The sequence below is a fragment of the Lysobacter cavernae genome, from assembly GCF_042648505.1.
In the GTDB taxonomy this organism is placed as follows: Bacteria; Pseudomonadota; Gammaproteobacteria; order Xanthomonadales; family Xanthomonadaceae; genus Lysobacter_L; species Lysobacter_L cavernae.
In genome coordinates this window covers 794,859-814,945 of record NZ_JBHRXK010000001.1, presented here as the reverse complement: position 1 = coordinate 814,945, position 20,087 = coordinate 794,859, and the positions used below count along the sequence as shown (strand labels likewise).

16 protein-coding genes are annotated in these 20,087 nt (G+C 67.2%); 15 read left to right on the top strand and 1 reads right to left on the bottom strand.

Features of this window, described 5'->3' with window-relative positions; genetic code table 11:
* Positions 1 to 30 precede the first annotated feature (30 nt).
* The 5 genes from ACFOLC_RS03500 to ACFOLC_RS03480 all read left to right on the top strand — a co-directional run bounded on the left by ACFOLC_RS03500 (position 31) and on the right by ACFOLC_RS03480 (position 5,814).
* Complete coding sequence (locus ACFOLC_RS03500; protein ID WP_386757543.1) at positions 31 to 462, top strand: hypothetical protein; 432 nt, start codon at positions 31 to 33, stop codon at positions 460 to 462.
* A gap of 87 nt (positions 463 to 549) precedes the next feature.
* Complete coding sequence (locus ACFOLC_RS03495; protein ID WP_386757541.1) at positions 550 to 1,131, top strand: hypothetical protein; 582 nt, start codon at positions 550 to 552, stop codon at positions 1,129 to 1,131.
* A gap of 258 nt (positions 1,132 to 1,389) precedes the next feature.
* Entirely contained in the window at positions 1,390 to 1,914 is a 525-nt protein-coding gene (locus tag ACFOLC_RS03490; RefSeq protein ID WP_386757540.1) for a hypothetical protein, read from the top strand.
* A 343-nt stretch (positions 1,915 to 2,257) separates the two neighbouring features.
* Positions 2,258 to 5,131 (top strand): serine/threonine-protein kinase, encoded by a 2,874-nt coding sequence (locus tag ACFOLC_RS03485; protein ID WP_386757538.1) that lies wholly within the window; start codon positions 2,258 to 2,260, stop codon positions 5,129 to 5,131.
* A 56-nt stretch (positions 5,132 to 5,187) separates the two neighbouring features.
* Complete coding sequence (locus ACFOLC_RS03480) at positions 5,188 to 5,814, top strand: ECF-type sigma factor (protein WP_386757536.1); 627 nt, start codon at positions 5,188 to 5,190, stop codon at positions 5,812 to 5,814.
* Positions 5,815 to 5,847: 33 nt separating this feature from the next.
* Here the strand turns inward: ACFOLC_RS03480 and ACFOLC_RS03475 are convergent, their stop codons facing one another.
* Positions 5,848 to 6,276, bottom strand: coding sequence for a helix-turn-helix domain-containing protein (locus ACFOLC_RS03475; RefSeq protein WP_386757534.1), 429 nt, complete (start codon positions 6,274 to 6,276; stop codon positions 5,848 to 5,850).
* A gap of 329 nt (positions 6,277 to 6,605) precedes the next feature.
* On the opposite strand from ACFOLC_RS03475, the gene ACFOLC_RS03470 reads away from it, so the two are divergent.
* From ACFOLC_RS03470 to ACFOLC_RS03425, 10 genes are all read left to right on the top strand, one after another.
* Complete coding sequence (locus tag ACFOLC_RS03470) at positions 6,606 to 6,893, top strand: PAAR domain-containing protein (RefSeq protein ID WP_386757532.1); 288 nt, start codon at positions 6,606 to 6,608, stop codon at positions 6,891 to 6,893.
* Positions 6,894 to 6,898: 5 nt separating this feature from the next.
* Positions 6,899 to 8,245 (top strand): tetratricopeptide repeat protein, encoded by a 1,347-nt coding sequence (locus tag ACFOLC_RS03465; RefSeq protein WP_386757530.1) that lies wholly within the window; start codon positions 6,899 to 6,901, stop codon positions 8,243 to 8,245.
* A gap of 190 nt (positions 8,246 to 8,435) precedes the next feature.
* On the top strand, positions 8,436 to 10,448 hold the full coding sequence (locus ACFOLC_RS03460) for a type VI secretion system Vgr family protein (protein ID WP_386757528.1): 2,013 nt from the start codon (positions 8,436 to 8,438) through the stop codon (positions 10,446 to 10,448).
* Positions 10,449 to 10,453: 5 nt separating this feature from the next.
* Positions 10,454 to 10,990, top strand: coding sequence for a DUF6931 family protein (locus tag ACFOLC_RS03455; RefSeq protein WP_386757526.1), 537 nt, complete (start codon positions 10,454 to 10,456; stop codon positions 10,988 to 10,990).
* A gap of 121 nt (positions 10,991 to 11,111) precedes the next feature.
* The gene (tagH, locus tag ACFOLC_RS03450) at positions 11,112 to 12,413 is read left to right on the top strand and encodes a type VI secretion system-associated FHA domain protein TagH (protein WP_386757524.1); all 1,302 of its coding nucleotides are present in this window, start codon (positions 11,112 to 11,114) and stop codon (positions 12,411 to 12,413) included.
* 188 nt (positions 12,414 to 12,601) lie between these two features.
* Positions 12,602 to 13,936 carry a type VI secretion system baseplate subunit TssK gene (tssK, locus tag ACFOLC_RS03445; RefSeq protein WP_386757522.1) on the top strand — a complete coding sequence of 445 codons (1,335 nt, stop codon included), beginning with the start codon at positions 12,602 to 12,604 and terminating at the stop codon, positions 13,934 to 13,936.
* Between the two features lie 52 nt (positions 13,937 to 13,988).
* On the top strand, positions 13,989 to 15,224 hold the full coding sequence (gene icmH, locus ACFOLC_RS03440; protein ID WP_386757967.1) for a type IVB secretion system protein IcmH/DotU: 1,236 nt from the start codon (positions 13,989 to 13,991) through the stop codon (positions 15,222 to 15,224).
* Positions 15,225 to 15,247: 23 nt separating this feature from the next.
* On the top strand, positions 15,248 to 18,769 hold the full coding sequence (gene tssM, locus ACFOLC_RS03435) for a type VI secretion system membrane subunit TssM (RefSeq protein ID WP_386757520.1): 3,522 nt from the start codon (positions 15,248 to 15,250) through the stop codon (positions 18,767 to 18,769).
* Positions 18,766 to 19,359: a type VI secretion system-associated protein TagF gene (gene tagF, locus ACFOLC_RS03430; protein ID WP_386757965.1), complete on the top strand. Its 594-nt coding sequence runs from the start codon at positions 18,766 to 18,768 to the stop codon at positions 19,357 to 19,359. Before tssM ends, tagF begins: the two co-directional genes overlap by 4 nt.
* Positions 19,359 to 20,087 carry a PP2C family protein-serine/threonine phosphatase gene (locus ACFOLC_RS03425; protein ID WP_386757518.1) on the top strand — a complete coding sequence of 243 codons (729 nt, stop codon included), beginning with the start codon at positions 19,359 to 19,361 and terminating at the stop codon, positions 20,085 to 20,087. The genes tagF and ACFOLC_RS03425 overlap by 1 nt, the downstream gene beginning before the upstream one ends.

Sequence of the window (20,087 nt, the reverse complement as noted above, 5' to 3'; positions counted from 1 at the left end):
AGCCAATTCTGTTAAGTCGAAGGAGCTGAGATGAAGACGATCAATATCCCGAATACGGTCGAGCTCAAGTCGGGAACATATACCGGAAAATACATCAAACGTCCTGGGAGCCAGCGTGACAGCAACCTGTTCTGCTGGTTCAACGAAGAGGGGGATGATCATTTTCCACACGCGAGCATCGATATATCGAGCACCCATCTGGACTGGGAGTACTTCCATGTCACCTATCCGGTGATGCGGAAAAAGGTCTGGTCTGAGGAACTGGAGCGGGTGTCCTACTCCGTACACGTCAGGATCGACAGAGAGAGCGACCAGATCAGTGTGACGAAAAAGACCACTACACAGGGATGGCAGTTGCCAGACACGCCTTACAACGCTTTGGGGTTCGCGGACATGGACCGCAAGGCTTTCGAGTTTGCCAAGGAGTTCTATAGCGCCGCCTTCTTTCAGGCCACACGCTGACGGACAAGCGGTCCGGCGCGAACTTCCATGGCCGGCACGTGTTGTCTCGGTAGCGTCGCTCTACCATATTGACTACAGAGATACCCGATGAGCCTCAATGCGACCTACATCACGGAGGACACCGCGGGACGCGGTGCGGAGCTTGGCTTCCCCAGAGTGAGTACGTGCGTAGCGGTGGTTATAAGGCTGCCGACGGAGTTGGTGGGGTGGCATGTCACCACCAGCACCCTGGCGACGATCAACAGCGACAAGAGCTCCGCACAGGGCGCGGCCAAGTTTCTGGAATACGCCGGTGCGGCAGCTGTCACTGACAGCCTGTTGGTCGTTGGCCACGTTGGAAACCACAATCCGGTGGCGCTGCGCGACTGGATATACGCGAAGCTGGACATTGTGTTGCCGACGCGGGCATTCGACATCACAGCCCATTCCAAGGCCAAGGTCGGAGGCGAATACCACATCTTCTTCTCACATAGGGGAGGAGCCGATCCGGTCATTTCCTTCAAGAAGTCGGCAAAGTCCACAGAGGCCAATATCGGCAATGGTGATCCGAACATGCCGCGGGATCTCGGCAGTGGTCTTGACCGGGGTTATCTTCCCATCCACAACCGGACTGCCGACTTCAGCGTGAAAAACCTGCACAGTCTGAGGAAGCACTTCGTCAACCTGTGATGGCCAGGGCGAAAAAAAGAGGGTAAAGGAGCGGCACAATTTCGTCATAGGGAAAGCGAGTTGGGTTCACTTCCGACTTTTTTTGACTGATTTTCTGACAGATGCTTTCTGGATGAGTCACGGGCAATCCCAAAAAAAGCGATTCACCGACTTGAGGCAACGCAAATTGCCTGTGGCTCCTGGTAATTGAACCTGACTCGGTTTTTATAAGCCGTAAGCGCCTCCTGGAAGAACGGGAAGGAATAAGAGGAGAGCCCAGTGATCTATCTTTGTGAGCGCGAAATAGGTTTCGACACGACCGAAATCGGATTCCCTTCGGTCATGGGTTGCCGCGCTATCGTGCTGGTGACAGCGGGCGGGCTGTTTGGCTATCACCTCAACGGCAGCCTGAGTGAGGGGAAGAAGACCGCCTTCAAAAAATTCATTACGAAACACGTGCACGGCCACTCGCGGCGGAAGCTGTACGCCGCGTCCTCGGGGGCAGGGTCGCAGGCGGATCACGACGAGTTGCGCGATATCGCCCATGCTCTGAAGTACGCAGGCACGATCTACTGGGCCAGCCTCCCGGGTGCCGGCTCGTCCTTTGTGCACTACCAAGACATCAATCACAACACCTGCGCAGTCACGTCGCGGCAGTGGATCGACGCGAACGACAGCATTCTCACGAACAAGGGGAAATACATTGGCGAGAATCGCGCGATTGCCAATGGTGTCGCGTCGGGCGCCATGTATATCAAAGTAGATTGCAACGGGCTGGTCGGTCGCTACCCGAATCCGATCTAGGTAGTGCGGCGACGCGTTGTTCTGGCTGGCCTATGCGTGAGACGCCAAGTCGGGTCTCGCCTGCTCGACGCATCTACCTTGGCCGGATCGTTCGCTAGATCACCCGCCTGCTCGCACGCTGGCAGGAATGTGACGCACCGCCAGCGATGCACTGGCGCGCCTAGCCTACGACAAACTTTATCGCATCGCAGTGTGCAGCCAGTGATTTCTACACCAACTACGGCATTTGCCGTATCCGCATCCTGCCGCTGCCCGCCTAACATGACGGGTCGTGAAATGGACCGCGCAGGCGGAGGGGGCCATGGACAGCAGGGACAGGGGGATTTATCCGGACGACGCGTCCTTGGGCGTAGTCGATGACAGGCAATCCCGGTACCTGCGCGCCAAGGCCATTGCCAGTACGGCCGACGAGTTGCCGCCGGCGCAGCGCGAGCGTCATGTCGAGGACGCATGCGGCGGTGATGCAGCGCTGTTGATGGAGGTGCGCTGGCTGCAGCAGGCGCTGGCCGCCGACACCGACCTGCCCATGCTGGCGTGGACCCAGGCCGATCCGCCCAACCGTACCGGCGAGCGGGTCGCGGCAGCGGCGGCCAGCGACTACCGCATCGTGCGCAAGCTGGGGCAGGGCGGCATGGGCGTCGTCTACCTGGCCGAACGCCAGCACGAGGGTTTCGTGCAGCAGGCGGCATTGAAGCTGCTGTTGCGTGCGCCGACCGGGCCGTCGAAGGCGCAGGAACGCTTTGTGCGCGAGCGGGCGCTGCTGGCGCGCCTGGACCATCCGGGCATTGCGCGCCTGCTCGATGGCGGGCTGCTGTCCGATGGCCAGCCGTTTCTTGCGCTGGAGTACGTCGAGGGCGAACACATCGATCGCTGGTGCCGGCAGCATGCGCCGGACCTGCGCACGCGCATCGAGCTTTTCCTGGAGGTATGCGCGGCGGTGGCCTACGCGCACAGGCATCTGGTCATCCACCGCGACATCAAGCCGGCCAACATCCTCGTCACTGCCGACGGGCATGCCAAGTTGCTGGACTTCGGCGTCGCCCGGTTGCTGGAAACCCAGGACGGCACATCCATGGAGCCGACGGAAGTGGGCCAGCAGGCGTTGACCATCGCCTACGCCAGCCCGGAGCAGATCACCCAGCAGTCGTTGTCGGTGGCGACCGACATCTATTCGCTCGGCGTGGTGCTTTACCAACTGGTGTGCGGCAGCCATCCGTTTGGTCATTTTGCGTCCTCGTACGACGTGTCGCGTGCCATCGTCGGTGGTGAGGTGCTGCCGCCCAGCCGCCAGGCCGGCAGCGGCGAGCGGCGCACGGGCGTGCCGGCCGACCTCGACGCCATCGTGCTCAAGGCCATGCGCCTGGCGGTGGACGAGCGCTATGCCACGGTCGATGCGCTCGCCGACGATCTGCAGCGCTTCCTGCAACGCCGCCCGGTGCGGGCGCGGCGCGGGCAGTGGAGCTACCGCGCGCGTCGCTTCGTCCAGCGCAACCGTTGGCCGATGGCGGCCGGCACCGCCATCGCCGCGTCGATCGTGGCGGGATTGTTCGCCTCGCTGGCCGCGCTGTCGCAGGCGCGGGAGCAGCAGCACCTGGCGCAGCAGCGACAGTTGCAGCTCGAGCGCATCACCGCCTTCCAGCAGGACATGCTGGAGAGCGTGGACATCGAGGCGATGGGCCATGCCTTGTCGTCGGCGCATCGCGCGGCGGTGGTGCAGGCGATCGCATCGGCACCCGATGGCACCGCCGCGGCGATCGGTCGGGTCGAGCGGGCCTTCGCCCAGGTGCCCGATTCGGACATCGCGCGCGACGTGCTCGATCGCTACGTGGTCTCGCATGCGTTGTCGCGCCTGCAGCAGGATTTCGCCGGTGCGCCGCTGCTGGCAGCGGACTTGCGGCAGTCCATGGCGCGGGTGCTGATCGCAATTGGCCGCTACCCATCTGCCATTGCCGAGCTTCGCAGGGTGCTCGATGCGCGTCGGAAGGCCCTGCCGCCCGGAGACCGGCGCATCACCTCGACCATGACCGACCTCGGCGAGGCCCTGACGCAACAGGGAGCGCTGGAACCGGCGGCACGGGTGTTCGGTGCGGCGATGCAGGTGCGGGGCCTGCTGCCCGAGGCCGATCCGCTGCGGCTGCGGATCGAGAGCGGACAGGCCCGGACCCTGGCCGCGCAAGGGCAGCTGAGTGCGGCGTTGGCGCGCCAGCAGTCGCTGGAGGCGGCATGGTCCGCGCTGCTGCCGGCAACCGATACCGACTTGCTGGAACTGCGTCGCGATGCGGTCACCACGCTGACTAAACTGGGCCGGCGCAAGGAAGCGCGTGAGCAGATGGAAGCCCTGCTGCCGCTGTACCGCGACCGTTTTGGTCCGCAGGCCCCCGGCACGCTGGCCGCGACGCTGTCACTGGCGGAGCTGACCAATACCTTCAATGAGTACGAGACCTCGTTGCGCATGGCGCAGCATGTGGCGGAGCAGCGCGAGCGCCAATTGGGCGGCGACCATCCGGAAACCCTGCGCGCGATGGCCTTGGAGGGCGCCAACCGGGTGCGCCTGGCCCAGGACGAGCCGGCCTTCCGCCAGGCCGAGGCTTTCATGCAACAGCTGCTGGCCCGACAGGCCCGGGTACTGGGTCGCGATCATCCGCAGACCCTGGCCTCCATGACCGAAATGGTGCGCGTGCTGGGCAAGCAGGACGTGCCAAGCAAGACGGAGCAGGCCATTGCACTGCAGCGGCAGATACTGGCCGCGCGACGGCGCACCCTGGGCGCGCTGCACCCGGACAGCATCTACTCCCTGGGTGGATTGGCGAGCCTGCTCTGCACCGCCGGCCAATACCAGCAGGCCCGCCAGGCCGCCTATGAAGCGTTGGCGCTGTACGCCAAAGCGCTCCCCGCCAATCACCGCATCATTTCCGCCACCTGGGACGTGGTGGGGCGTGCCGAGCGCGGTGCCCGTCACTGGCAAGCCGCGCGCGACGCCCATGCCACGGCCCTGGCCATGCGCGCCAACGCGAGCGGCGCGCTGGATGCGCACACCATCGAAAGCGCGTCCAGGCTGTACGTGGTGCTGCTGCAATTGCACGACCAGGCGGCGTTGGATGACATCAGGAGCCGTTACCTCGAACCGGTGATCGCGCTCGACCCGGCCGGCCTCAATGCGAGCATGCGGGACATCCGCGAGTCGGCCGTGCTGGCGCTGAAGGGAATTCACAAGTAGCCGTGTCCGCCATGCTTACACTTGCTGCCAGCGATATGGCCCGGGAGTCGGTCGTCATGGATGAAGTGAGCCGGCGGAGATCCGGTGGGGTTGCGCTCGGCTCGGCGGAGACGACCCAAGGCGGAGTGACTGCAGGTGGCGATGTCACCGCCTGGCTGCCGGCGGCCTTGTCCGGTGATGCCGATGCCATGGAACGGGTCATGCGGCAGATGTACGCGGCTTTCCGGCAGGTGGCGCGGCAGCAGTTGGGCGGAGAATTCCAGCCGCGCACGCTCAGTGCCACCGAGCTGGTCAGCGAAGGGTTCATCCGGTTGTTCGGATCGGCGACCTTGCCGCACATCCAGGATCGCCGTCATCTGCTGGCCATGGCCGCCAGGGCGATGCGGCAGGTGCTGATTGACGCGGCGCGGCGTCGCAAGGCCGCCAAGCGACCTGCGGTGGAAGACCGGATCGACCTGACCGAAGTCGTTGTCGCCCTCGCATCGGGTGCCGAACCGGAGGCGTTGGGCCATGCGCTCGACCGCCTGCAGGCGATCGACCCGCGTCAGGCGCATATCGTCGAGCTGCGCTTCTTCGTCGGTCTGGGCGAGGAGGAAATTGCGGAGCTTCTTGGCTTGTCCAGCCGCACGGTGCAGCGCGAATGGCGGCTCGCGCGCGCCTGGTTGCGGCGCGAGCTGATCTGAATGAGCTGACTTGCTGACCTGAAACAAGCCACATCAAGCAAGCTGGTGCACGACCTGTTGCGGCCACAACCGCGTGTACCTGGGTATGGCCCCCGGTGCGTCGGCAGGGGCGCTTTGCAGGCAACGCCGTTTCCATTCCGACGGCGCCATCGCGAAGTGCGTCTGGAAGGCGCGCTGGAACTGCCGCTCGGACCCGAATCCGATCTCGTAGAGCAGCCAGGTCAGGTTGCAGTCCGGAAACTGCCGTAGATGCCGGTGTGCGGCCTGCAGTCGCCGCTCGCGGATGTGGCTGTGTACCCCTCCCACGTTGTGGAAGATCCGGTACACGGTGGCGCGTGATACCCCAAAGCAGGTTTGCAGGGATTCGATCCCCAGTTCCGGTTCACGAAGGTTGTGTTCGATATGCGCCAGCATGGCCTCGCGCAGCGGGTGCTCCGCCGTGGCCTGGGTCGTGGAGTTCATCGCGGTGTTCCCCCTGTTGCGGATCTCTCTGTGACCCAATGCGCAGAACCGACGCCAATCCCGACACGCCGGTCACAGGAAATTTCCGGTAGCCCGCCATCGCCATGGGGACCGCACCGCTGCCGGCGTCTGGGCAAGGCGAAGCTGCCGCTGGGCACGACGGTCGAGATCGTCGGAGGCGGAAGCGCCGGTGTGCCGCACGGGAGGCAACGCACGCGCGTCGGCGAGACGGATTGTCGGGAGGGGGCGTCGACGGCGTGGCAGCCTGCGTGCCGACGCCATACGCGCCAGCGCATGGCCATGACCTTGCTTGCCGGAGCCTGCAACCCATGCCGCCCGCCGCCCGCCTGACCGACCTGCATGCCTGCCCGATGGTGACTGGCGTGGTCCCGCACGTAGGCGGTCCCATCTCCGCGCCCGGCGCGCCCAAGGTGTTGATCGGCGGACTACCCGCCGCGCGGGTGACCGACATGGCGGTCTGCGTCGGGCCGCCCGATGCCATCGTTGCCGGCGCGCCGAAGGTGTTGATCGCCGGCCTGCCGGCGGCACGTATCGGGGACAGCACCGCGCACGGCGGCGTGATCACCCTGGGGTGTTTCAAGGTGCTGATCGGATGACGATGGTGGCGGTGACATTCGAGCAGCGCCGCATCGCGGGTGACACGGGATCGCCGGCGCAGGTGCTCGATCAGGCCATCCAGGCGCATCGCAACGGTGCGCTGGACGCGGCCGAGCACGGCTACCAGACCTTGCTGGCCACGCAGCCGCAACACCCTGACGCACTGCATTTCCTCGGTGTGCTGTGCCATCAGCGCGGCCGCAGTGATGAGGCGACTGCGCTGATCGAGCGCGCGTTGGCGCTCGCACCGGAATATCCCGACGCGCACAACAACCTGGGCAACGTGCACAAGGAGTGCGGCCGTCTGGCGCAGGCCGAGGCCTGCTACCGGCGCGCCCTGGCCTGCGGCCCGTCGCATCACCACGCGCTGGCCAATCTGGCGATCGTGCTGGAGGCGCAGGCGCGGCCGGGCGAGGCCTTCATCGCCTATGCGCAATTGCTGCAGCAGGCGCCCGGTTTTGCGCACGGGCACTACCTGCTGGGGTTGTTCCTGCGCAACCACGCGCAGAGCCATGAGCACCTGGAGCAGTCGGCCGAGTGCTTCGGCCATGCCTGGCAACTGGACAACGGCAACCTGCGCGCCTTGGAGGCGCAGGGCACGGCGCTGTACCTGCTCGGTCGCCACGAACAAGCACGCGAGGTCTACCGGGCCTGGTTGTCACGCAGCCCCGACAACGCGGTGGCGCGCCACATGTTGGCCGCCTGCGGTGGCGGTGAGCCGCCGCCGCGCGCTGACGATGCGTACGTGCGCGAGGTGTTCGACGGCTTTGCCGAGAGCTTCGACGAGCAGTTGCTGAGGAATCTGGACTATCGCGCGCCCGAACTATTGGTCGCTGGTCTGGCCGCCAGGCTGGGCAGGCCGCACGCGGCGTTGGACGTGCTCGATGCCGGCTGCGGCACCGGTCTGTGTGCGCCGTTGTTGCGCCCCCATGCGCGCCACCTGGCGGGCGTGGACCTGTCAGGCGGAATGATCGAGAAGGCGCAGCAGCGCGGTGGCTACGATGAGCTGGTGGTCGGTGAGCTCACCGCACATCTGCACGCGCAGCCTGCGGCGTGGGACGTGGTGATCTCGGCCGATACCCTGGTGTACTTCGGCGACCTGCACGAAGTGGCGGCGGCTGCGCACGGCGCCTTGCGCCGAGGGGGCTGGCTGGCATTCACCGTCGAAGTGCTGGATGACGAGAGCGATCGATGGGAGCTGGGGGCCAGTGGCCGCTATCGGCATGGCCGCGCGCATGTACACGCAGCGCTAATGCAGGCGGGATTCGGGGCCGTGGATATCGCGCCGGTGATCCTGCGCAATGAAGGGGGGCTGCCGGTGCAGGGCTGGCTGGTGCTGGCGCTGAAATGACGGTGCGGGCCAATGCCGGGCGATGTCTGCGTTGATCGCAGCCTGCACATCGCGTGAGACGCAATGTCGCCTTTTACCGGAAGCACCGTGTGAGGATCGCGTTGCCGTCGGTGCCGCGGCGTTGCCGGTCTGGACGCAGCCAAGCGCAATCCGGGCGCAACGCGCGGCGACTGACTTCCTGGACTGAACGATGGCGCGCACGATCACGCTGCAATCCGACCTTGGTGACCAGTTGCTGTTCTGGCGGATGCAGGCGCACGAGCAGCTCGGCCAGCTGTTCTCGTTCCGGCTCACGGCGCTGTGCAAGCAGGCGCAGCCTGACCTGCGCCGCCTGCTGGGCACGCCGATGGCGGTGCAGCTGAGCGCGCAGGATGGCTACAAGCGTTGGTTCCACGGCATCGTCGCCGATATCGCACAAACCGGTTTCACCGTCATTGACAAGCTCAGCTACGCGGTGCTGGCGATCACGCTGGTGCCCAAGCCGTGGCTGCTGACCCAGCGCCAGGATTGCCGCATCTTCACCGAGAAGAGCGTGCCGGAGATCGTGCGCTCGGTGCTCGGTGACATCGGCTACGGCGATGTGCAACTGAGCCTGGGCGGAAACTATCCGAAGCGTGACTACTGCGTGCAGTACCGCGAGGACGATTTCAACTTCATCAGCCGCCTGCTCGAACAGGAAGGTATCTATTACTTCTTCAGCCACAGCGCCAGTGCGCATACGCTGGTGCTGGCCGATGCGCTGGGTGCACACGCGCGCACGCGCGGATTCGAGACGCTGCCATACGCGCCGCCGGCACAGCAGGGCAATCGCCTGGACGCATCGGTCAGTGAATGGCAGCTGGCGCGGGCGCTGCATACCACCCGCCACCAGCTCACCGACTACGACCCGCTGCGTCCACGCGTATCGCTGGCGGCGGACGAGGAGATCGGCGACAGCGGCGACCTGCATGCGATCGGCGGGCTGAGCGCATTCGATTATCCCGGTGGGCACCTGATCGAAGCCGACGGAAAGCGCTACGCGCAGGTGCGCGCCGAGGCGCGCAATGCAGAGCGGTCGCGCTACAGCGGCCAGGCCACCGCCTGTGGTCTGAGTGCCGGCGCACTGTTCGCGTTGCAGGATTTCCCGCGGCGCGAGTGCAACCAGGAGTACCTGGTGGTCGCCACCGATATCGACCTGCAGGCCCCGGGCTACGCCTCTGGCGGTGACGCAGGCGATGAGCCGTTCTCCTGCCGGTTCGAGGCCATCGAAAGCAAGCTGCCCTTCCGCAGTCCGGCACAGGCGCGGCGCCCGGTCATCGCCGGCCTGCAGACCGCGGTGGTGACCGGCAGCGACACCGACGAGGACATCGTCGTCGATCAGCATGGCCGCATCCAGGTGACGTTCCACTGGAATACCTCGACGCGTGCGAACGCCAAACCGTCGTGCCCGGTGCGGGTGGCCTCGTCGTGGGCGGGCAAGGGCTGGGGCGCGATGAGCCTGCCGCGCGTCGGCCAGGAAGTGGTGGTCAGTTTCCTGGAAGGCGACCCGGACCGTCCGCTGGTGATCGGCAGCGTCTACAACGCCGATCATGCCGCGCCGTTCAAGTTGCCCGACGACAAGACCCGCAGTGGCATCCGCAGCCGCAGCCTGGGCGGCAGTGTCGAGGATTTCAACGAGATCCGCTTCGAAGACAAGAAGGGCAGCGAGGAGCTGTTCGTGCACGCGCAGAAGGACCTGCGTGAGGAAGTTGAAAACGACCATTTCGCCACCGTCGACCACGACCAGACGCTGACCGTGAAGCACGACCAGAGCGAGGACGTGCAGCACGACCGAAAGCACAAGGTCGGCAACGACGACTCGCTGGATGTCGGCAACAACTGCACCAGCACCATCGGCAAGAAGTTCAGGCTCAGCGCCGGCACCGAGATCGAGCTGGTCACCGGCGCATCGAGCCTGGTGATGAAGAGCAACGGCGATATCCAGATCAAGGGCGTCAACATCACCGTGACAGGCGCCAACGCGGTGAAGATCGACGGCCAGGTGCAGGTCCAGATCAAGGCCGGTGCCACCGTCGACATGGGCGCCGGTGCCAGCGTCAAGGTGCATTCGGACGCGATGCTGTCGCTGGAAGGCGGGGCGATGGGCACGCTGAAGGCACCGATGCTCAACGTCAAGGCCGACGCGCTGCACCAGATCGGCGGCGGCCTGATCATGATTGGTTGAGGCCGATGAATGCGATCGAGCAGGCCTGCGAGGAAATGGAGCTGTCGGCGCCGGCACGCGCGTTGTTGCGCACGCCCATGTCGGCGCAAGGCGCAGTGCGCGCCTTGCTCGACAGCGACCAGCCGCAGGACGCACTGAAGCTGCTGGCGCGGCTGCTACCCAAGCCATACGCGGTGGCTTGGTTGTGCCAGTGCGCGCGTGGCGAAGTCCTGTCGCCGGAGGACCGCGCCGGCGCGGCATTGGCCGAGAAATGGCTGCGTGAACCGAACGAGGCCAACCGCCGCGCCGCGTTCGCGTTTGCCCATGCCGGGGGCTATGCATCGTTTGGGGCGTGGCTGGCGGCGGCAGTGGCCTGGTCGGGCGGCAGCCTGGCGCCGGCCAGCCAGGACACGCCAGTCCCACCCGCCGAGCACTTGACCGCGCGTGCGGCGGTGGCGGCGATCAACCTGCTTGCCGCGCAGCAACCCGAGCATTTCCAGGCGCGCCGCCATGCCTATGCGATGCGTGCGTTGGAGCTGCTGGGCGGTGGAGCGGCGGCATGAGCTGGACCCGCGACGCACGCGCGCATCGTGGTAATGCGGATGGCCGACGCGATCGGTCGGTCGCCGGCAGTGCGCCTTCCTCACGTCTATTCCCTGACTCCTGCTGCAAAGGCCTTCTTGCGTGTCCACATCGTCCGAATTGACCCTGACCGTCACCGGCCACCATGCCGCCCAGTTCGGCGCGCGCGCACGGATGGCCTTCGCCCAGTGTGGCGGCAGCATCGGCCGCGCCGACGACAGCGACTGGGTGCTGGCCGCGCCCGGCGTCTCGCGCACGCATGCGGTGGTGCGCTACCTCAATGGCATGTACTTCATCGAGGACCGCAGCACCAACGGCATGCTGCTCAACGGTGCCGCGCTGCGCCGCGGTGATCCGGCGGCGCTGAGCGATGGCGACCGCCTGCAACTGGATGGATTCGAGATCGAGGTGCAACTGCAGGTCGAGATCCCGGCACCGCCGCCGAGCGTGCCCGTGTACGCGACCGCCGCACCCGATCTCACCCAGGTCGCGCCGGCCCCGGCCACGCCGCGTGCGGCAGCTGCGGCGGCCGTCAACGACACGTTCGACCTTGACCTCGATTTCGGCCTGCCGTCGCTCGGTGCCGCAGCTGCTGCCAACGCCCATGCTTCCGGCGACGATGCGCTGCTCGGCGAGGTAGGCATCAGCGGCGAACTCGACCCGCTGCGCCTGCTCGATCCGCTGCCGCCGCAGGCCGCGCCGCCGGTACCCGGCGCGTGGAACCACAGCGCCGCCAGCGCCGACCATTTCCATCCGCCGCGGGTGAGCGGAGCGCGCGCGGGCCACGAGCTGCCCGAGAACTGGGACCTGACCAGTGGCGACTTCGCCCCGCCGGCCACGGCGCCGGTGCCCGTCGCCATGCCCCCCACGTTGCCGGCGATGCCCGCGGAAATGGCGCGCATCTTCGAGATCGTCGTCGACGGCGTGATGGAAGTGCTGCGCGCACGCGCGGAAATCAAGAACACGTTCCGGCTTCCGGTCACGGTGATCCAGCGCTCGGAGAACAACCCGCTGAAGTTTGCCGCCACGCCTGGGGAGGCCATGAAGAAGCTGTTGGCGCCGAACAGTCCCGCGTTCCTGTCCGGCGTGGCCGCCTTCGACGATGCCTTCGACGATATCCGCTGCCACCAGATGGCGATGCTGGCCGGGATGCGCGCCGCGTTCGAATCGATGCTGTTCCATTTCAGCCCGGACCGGCTGGAACAGGAAGTGGACACCAGTGGCAAGCGCCTGGCCTTTGCCGGCAAGGGCCGCTACTGGGAGCGTTACCGCGACAGTTTCCAGACTTTGGCCAAGGACCCCGACGAATGCTTCCGTCGGCTGTTCGGCGACGAGTTTGCCCGTGCTTATGAATCGCAGCTGGCGCGCCTGAAGTCGGCACGACGGGCAGGCAGGCCTCAATAACGCGGCAGCAGAGCGGCCCTGAGACGGAGTGTCGGGTCGCATCCCGGGGCCATAGCCACACTGCATCGCGCCAGCATGGACTGCGCATGTTGCGTCGATGCCATCGGCAGCGGGGTCGCACATCGCGGTGATGCTGCATCCGGCGGCGCGGCCGTAGCGGCCATCGACAGCAGCGGGCACGACGAATCATGCAGAACAACAAGGTCGTCTGGAGCAAGGGGCTGTTCCTGCGTCCCCAGCACTTGCAGCAGCAGGAGCGTTACCTGGAGCGCTGCGTGGATCTGCGTGCGGGCAGCCTGCGCCCGCATGCCTGGGGCTTTTCCGAACTGGAGCTGGAAACCGACCTGCTGGCGATCGGCAAGCTCGGCATCCGCCGCGCGCGCGGGGTGTTTCCCGACGGCACGCCGTTCGCCATGCCCGGCGACGATCCGCTGCCGCCGGTGCTGGACGTCGAACCCGACTGGCGCGACCAGACCGTCTACCTGACCTTGCCTTTGCGCTCGCCGTCGCAACCGGACGTGGGCCGGCCCGAAGCCCCGGCCGACCAGTTGTTCCGCTACCGCGTGCGCGAAGCCGACGCCAGCGACGCCTCCGGCAGCAGCAGCGAGATGGTGCTGATGGAAGTGGGCGGCATGAGCGGCCGCCTGCTGCCGCAATCGCAACCGCTGGAGGGGCTGACCCGGGTACCGCTGGCGCGCATCGTCGAATCGCGTGCCGACCGCCAGGTCAGTCTGGACGATGCCTTCATTCCCAGCGTGTTGGCCTGCCAGGCGGCACCGCGGCTGGCGACTTTCCTGGTCGAACTGCTCGGCCTGCTGCATCAGCGCGGTGAAGCGCTGGCTGGGCGGGTGGCGGTCAGCGACCGCGGTGGTGCCGCCGAGATCGCCGATTTCCTGCTGCTGCAGGTGATCAACCGCTGGCAGCCGCTGGTCGCGCACTGGTCGTCGGCGCCGCTGCTGCATCCGGAAGACCTGTATGCCGCGCTGGTCGCATTGGCCGGCGAGTTGAGCACGTTCACCGCGCCGGGCAAGCGGCCGCCGGCATGGCCGGCGTATCGCCACGATGCGTTGCAGGCCAGCTTCGAGCCGGTGTTCGCCGCGCTGCGGGTCAGCCTCAGTGCGGTGCTGGAGCAGACCGCGCTGCCGATTCCGGTGCAGGCACGCAAGTTCGGCGTGTGGGTGGCGGTGGTGCCGGATGCCGCGCTGTACGACCACGCCGCGTTCGTGCTCGCGGCCAAAGCCGACGCGCCCAGCGAAGAGCTGCGTCGGCAGTTGCCGTTGCAGGCCAAGATCGGCCCGGTCGAACAGATCCGCGATCTGGTCAATCTGCAGTTGCCAGGCATCGCCGCCGTGCCGATGCCGGTGGCGCCGCGACAGATCCCGTACCACGCCGGCTATCTGTATTTCGAGTTCGACAAGCAATCGCCGCTGTGGCGCAACTTGAAGACTTCCGGCGGCATCGCGTTCCATTTCGGCAGCGAGTTCGCCGGATTGGACCTGCAACTGTGGGCGATCCGGAGCTGAGTGCATGAACCGTCAACCGTCCGCTGGCGATCCGATCGGCGATGCCACGATCATGCAACCGCGCAGTAACGCTGCGCACGCCGCCATGTACGAGCCGCCCCGGGGCGATGCCGATATCAGCCAGTTCCTTGGCCGCAGCGTCAATCCGCTGGTGCAGGCGGCCAGCCCGTTGCTGCTGCTGGCGGTGCAGTTGCGGCATAGCGCGGCGATGCCGGACGTCGCGCGCCTGCGTGAGCAGGTGATGGCCCAGGTGCGCCGGTTCGAGCAGCGCGCCCGCGAGGGCGGCGCGTCGGTGGAGGCGGTCACCGCGGCGCGTTACGTACTGTGCGCGATGCTCGACGAGGCCGTGCTCAATTCACCCTGGGGCGAACACAGCGGCTGGTCGCAGAAGACGCTGCTGGTAGCGTTTCATGGCGAGTCCTACGGTGGCGCCAAGTTTTTCCTGATCCTAGAGCGCCTGTGCGCGGACGTGCCGCGGCACGTGGACCTGATCGAGCTGATGTACCTGTGCCTGGCGCTGGGCTTCTGCGGGCGTTACCAGATCGAAAGCGGGGGCCGCGCCAAGTTGGCCGATATCCAGGACGACCTGTACCGGCGCATTCGCGCCCAACGCGGCGCCGCCGCCGAGCGACTGGCACCACACTGGCAAGGTGTCGATGAGCGCGACAACCGGCTCACGCGTTACGTGCCGCTGTGGATGGCGGCGCTGGCCGCGGCCTGCGTGGTGTTGATCGCGTTCGGTTGGTTCAACGCGCGTCTGAACACCCTGTCGGCACCGATCAGCGCCGCCGCCGCGCAGATCGGCCTGCAGCGCGCCACGCCGCCGGATGCGCCGCGCCAGGCTCCAGCGCGCCTGACGCTGAAGCAATTGCTGGCGCCGGAGGAGCGCGCCGGATTGCTCAGCGTCGTCGAGCAGGGCGATGGCCAGGCGCAGGTGCGCCTGAGCGCCAGTGCGATGTTCGCCTCCGGCGGGGTCGAGGTCGCCCCCGAGCGCTTGCCACTGCTCGGCCGGATCGCCGCGGCGCTGGAGCAATTGCCCGGGCGGGTGATCGTGGTCGGTCATACCGACGACCAGCCCGTGCGTTCGCTGCGCTTCAAGGACAACTACGCGCTGTCGGCCGCGCGCGCGGAAGCGGTGGCGCAGGTGCTGGGGCAGCGCCTGTCGACGCCATCGCGGATCGAATCGGTCGGTGCCGGCGACTCGCAGCCGATCGCGGTGCCGGCGCAGCTGGCGACCAATCGCATGCGCAACCGGCGCGTGGAAATCCTGTTCCAACCGGGGGAGTGAGCGCCGTGGGCAAGTGGTGGGCAATGCTGAAATCCGCCTGGTTGGTGACCCTGGCCGGCCTGCTGCTGGCCGCGCTGCTGATCTGGCTGGTCGGTCCCTACATCGCCGTGGCCGGGCACACGCCGCTGGCCAGTCCAGTGGCGCGCCTGCTGTCGATCCTGGCGCTGGTCGGCGCCTGGGCGGGCTGGCTGCAGTGGCAGCAGTTGCGTGCCCGCCGGCGGGCGACCGAGCTGGCGACGGAGTTGGCCAAGCCTTCGGCGCTGGATGCGCTGGGCGACGACCGCCTGGCGCGCGGCGCCGACGAGCGCAACCAGTTGCAGGCACGGTTCCAGGACGCGGTCCAGGTGCTGCGCAAACGACGCGGCGGCGACCTGTACACCCTGCCGTGGTATGCGGTGATCGGCCCGCCCGGTTCGGGCAAGAGCACCTTGCTGCAGCACTCTGGCCTGCATTTTCCACTGGCCGCGCGTTTCGGCGAGCAGGGCCTGCGCGGCATCGGCGGCACCCGCAACTGCGACTGGTGGTTCACCGAGGAAGCCGTGTTCCTCGATACCGCAGGCCGCTACACCACGCAGGACTCGGACCGGCAGGTGGATGCCGGGGCGTGGCTGGATTTTCTCAAGTTGCTGCGCCGCTACCGGCGCCGTCGTCCGCTCAACGGCGTGCTGGTGACGATGAGCATGTCCGACCTGCTGCTGCTCGACGCTGCCGAGCGCGACCTGCATGTACAGGCGATCCGCCGTCGCCTCGACGAGATCGGCGAGCAGCTTAAGATGAGCGTGCCGGTGTACCTGGTGTTCACCAAGTGCGACCTGATCGGCGGTTTCAGCGAGTTCTTCGACGACCTCGACCCGGAGCAGCGCCGCCAGGTCTGGGGCGTGTCGTTCCCGCTGGCGCGCAGTTACGACGGCAGCGCCGCGCGTGGTTTCGCCGACGAATATGCGTTGCTGCAGGACCGGCTCAATGCGCGCCTGCTGGAGCGGATGCATCTGGAGCGCGACCGCAGCCGGCGCGCGGCGATCCTGTCGTTCCCGCAGCAGTTCGCCGCGCTCGGCGAGTCCGCACGGCAGTTCGTCGAAGGCGTGTTCGCCGGCACCGCTTACGGCACGCCGCCGTTGCTGCGCGGTGTGTACCTGACCTCGGGCACGCAGGAAGGCACGCCGATCGATCGCATGATGGGCGCGGTCGCGCGCAGCTTCGGTCTGGCCGAAACCAGCGTGCAGCCCTCGGGCGCGCAGCGCCGTACCTTCTTCGTCGAGCGACTGCTCAAGCAGGTGCTGCTGCGCGAATCCGGCCTGGCCGGACGCGAGCCGGCGCAGGAGCGGCGCCATGCCTGGCTGCAGGCGGCCGCGTACGCCGGGGTCGCGTTGCTGACCGCAGCCCTGCTGGCAGGCCTGACCGGCAGTTACCTGGGCAACCGCTCCTATCTGGCGCAGGTGCGCTCGACATTGGATGCGCGGCCGTCGACGCCGGACCCGAGCAGCGCTGAGACCATGCCGCAGTACTTCGCACTGGCGGTGCAGCAGCTGCAGGGGACACACGCGGTGGAACAGGTTGCGCGCCAGTACGACGGGCGTGTGCCGTGGTCGATGCGCATGGGCCTGTACCAGGGACAGGCGGTCGGCGGCGAGCTGCATGGCGCCTACCTGCGTCAGCTCAACGGCACGCTGGTGCCTGGCGTGGCGTTGCGGTTGCGCCAGGGCATGGGCGAGAACGCGACGTCGCCGCAGGCGCTGTACTACTACCTCAAGGGCTATCTGATGCTCGGCCAGCCGCAGCATCTGGACCGCGAGCAACTGGCCGCGCTCGGCTCGATCGAATGGCGGAAATTATTCCCCGACGACAGCGTGCTGCAGCAGGCATTGGCCGCGCATTTCCAGGTCCTGCTCGACGAGTCGGGCCGCCTACGCGCGTTGTCGCTCGACCCGGCGTTGCTGGAGCAGGCGCGCAACACGCTGCGCGCAGCCGACCTGGCCACGCTGGTCTACGGCAACCTCAAACTGTCGCGGTCTGGCGCCGGCGCCGCGCCGCTGCAACTGGACAAGGCGTTGGGCCTGCTCGGCAACGTGTTCCAGCGCAGCAGCGGTACCGCGTTGTCCGAACCGTTGCCGTCGTTGTACACGCAGCCGGTGTTTGCCGCGCTGGCCGGGCAGGGCATCGGCGAGGCGGTCGAGCAGTTCGTGCAGGACGACTGGGTGTTCGGCCCTCGCCGCATCGACGAGCTGGGCAAGGCGCGACTGGCGCAGCAGGTGGGCGTGCTCTACGAGCAGGACTACATCCGCTACTGGGACGGCCTGCTCGCCGACCTGCAGCTGCAACCAGCCGCCGACCTGCAGCAGGCCAGCGCGATTGCCGCCAAGCTGGCCGGTCCGAGTTCGCCGCTGCGCCTGCTGTTGGCGCTGGTGCGCGACAACACCCGGCAACTGCTGCGCGTAGCGCCGGCCGATGCCGGCCAACGTGCCAGCGCCGTTGCCGGCAAGGCTGCAACCAAGGCAGCGGGAAAACTGGCGGCCAGGTTGCCGGGTGGAAACACGGCGATGGCCGCGGCGCTGGCGACCGGCAGCCCCAACGCTGCGGCCGCCGTTGCGCAGCCGGGATCTGCCATCGCCGCGCATTTCGCCGTACTCAACGGGCTGGGTGACGGCGCCTCGGGCGCGACGCCGCTGGATCATGTCTATGGCGTGCTCGACCAGCTCAGCAAGACCCTGTTGACGATGAGCGACCCGGCCACCGCCACGGCGCAGCCGAATCCACAGCTGCTGCTGGCGCGGCAGGAGGCGGCGCAGTTGCCGCCGCCGCTGTCCGGCTGGCTGCAGTCGCTGACCGGCAGCAGCGCCGCATTGATGGCGCGTGGCGCAAAGACCGCACTGGACACGCAGGTGCAGCAGACGGTGGGCGCGGTCTGCAGCGAGTTCGTGCGTGGCCGCTACCCGTTCGATCCGGCCAGCGCCAGCGAGATCCCGTTGCAGAACTTCGGCGAGCTGTTCGGCAATGGTGGCCGCTTCGACACGCTGCGCGGCGCGATGCAGAGCCTGCTCGACACCAGTGGCCGTGACTGGCATTGGAAGCGCGGGCCCGAGGCGGTAACGGGAGCCGCCGGGCTGCCGGCGCAACTGCAACTGGCCGACCGCATCAAGCAGAAGTATTTCCGCGGTGCGGCGATGCCGGAGGTCGGCTTCACCGTGCTCGCACCGACGCTGGGCGAAGGCGTGACGCGACTGACCCTGGACATCGACGGGCAGAAATACGACTACACGTCCGGCGCCGCCGAGAGCATGCCGATGAAGTGGCCAGGGCCGATCCCCGGCCACGTCAGCATTGCCGCGTTTGCCGCCGATGGCGTGGTGCTGGGGCGGCTCAACTACGAGGGCGACTGGGCCTTGTTCCGCGCATTGCACGCCGGAGGCCTGAGCAGTCCATCGGACCTGCGCTTCGTGGCTCACTTCGACGTCGGCGGGCATGCGGTGCAGCTGCCTTTACGCGCCGGTAATCTGCGCAACCCCTTCCTCGACGCCGACGTGCGTCGTTTTTCATGTGGGAGCTGACGATGCCGCAGGCCATCGTGCCCGGGTTCTACGGCAAGCTGCCCGGTGCCGGTGATTTCGTACAGCGCCGCCTGCCGCCGGCCTTCGTCGAAGTGTGGGACCGGCACTTCGCGCAGCTGGTCGTGCACAGCCGTGAACAGCTGGGTGCGCAATGGGCGGCCGCGTACCGCAACAGTGGCATCCGCGCGTTCGCGATCGGCGCGGGCGTGTGCGGCGAATCGGCCTGGGCGGGCGTGCTGGGGCCTGGCGAGGACCGCGTAGGGCGCTGCTTTCCACTGGTGATCGCACTGCCGCTGCTGCCAGCGGGCGTGCTGGACCTGGCCTGGTACGCGCGTGCCGCCACCGTTTTGACCGAGGTGCTGACGACGCGATCGCTGGTGGCGGATGCCTTCGATGCGCGGTTGCTGCGGCTGGCGCCTGATCCGGATGCCACCGAAGTGCCAGGCAGGCCGTGTCCGCCGCCTGGGCAGGCGCTGTGGTGGGGCAACGATTGTGCGGTGCTGCAGTCCACGGGACTGTTGCCCGCGCACGACTACCTGGCGTGGCTTGCCGCCGCCGACATGACGTCACTGCCGCAGGGGAGCCCATGATGACCGCCACGCCCTATCACGCCGTCGGCCATACCGAGATCGGCAAGGTGCGTCGCCACAACGAGGACGCCCTGCTGTTGCGCGACGACGCCGGGCTGTGGGTGGTCGCCGACGGACTGGGCGGACACGCCGCGGGTGACTACGCCAGCGGCCTGATCGTGGAGCGATTGGCCGCATTGACGCGGCCAGCGGACGTATGCGACTTCATCGATGCGATCGAGGACACGTTGGCGCAGGTCAACACCGAACTGCTGCGCTGCGCGGCACAACGCCGGGTCGACATGATCGCCTCCACCGTGGTGGTGCTGGTGTACGACCCGGATTTCATGCTGTGCGGCTGGGTCGGTGACAGCCGTGGCTACGGACGCTGCCTGGGGCCGCTGCGGCAACTCACCCGCGACCACGTGCACGGCATCAAGGATGACGTCACCCAGTTCGCGCAGGGCGGTGCCGCGGCGGCGCCGGCCGCCAACGCCGGCGTGCTGACCCGCGCTGTCGGTGCGCAGGAGCCGCTGTTCGTGGACTGGGTGCTGGCGCCCAGCGCGCCGGGTGCGCAGTACCTGCTGTGCAGCGACGGCATCAACAAGGAAATACCCGACCCGGAGCTGGACGCCGAGTGCCGTCGCTCCGGTGAGCCGCGTGCGTTGCTGACGCGTTTGTTCGAATTGGCGATGGGCCGGGCGGCGAGCGACAACGTCACCGCCGTCGTCGTCCGCCTGCAGGAGTGA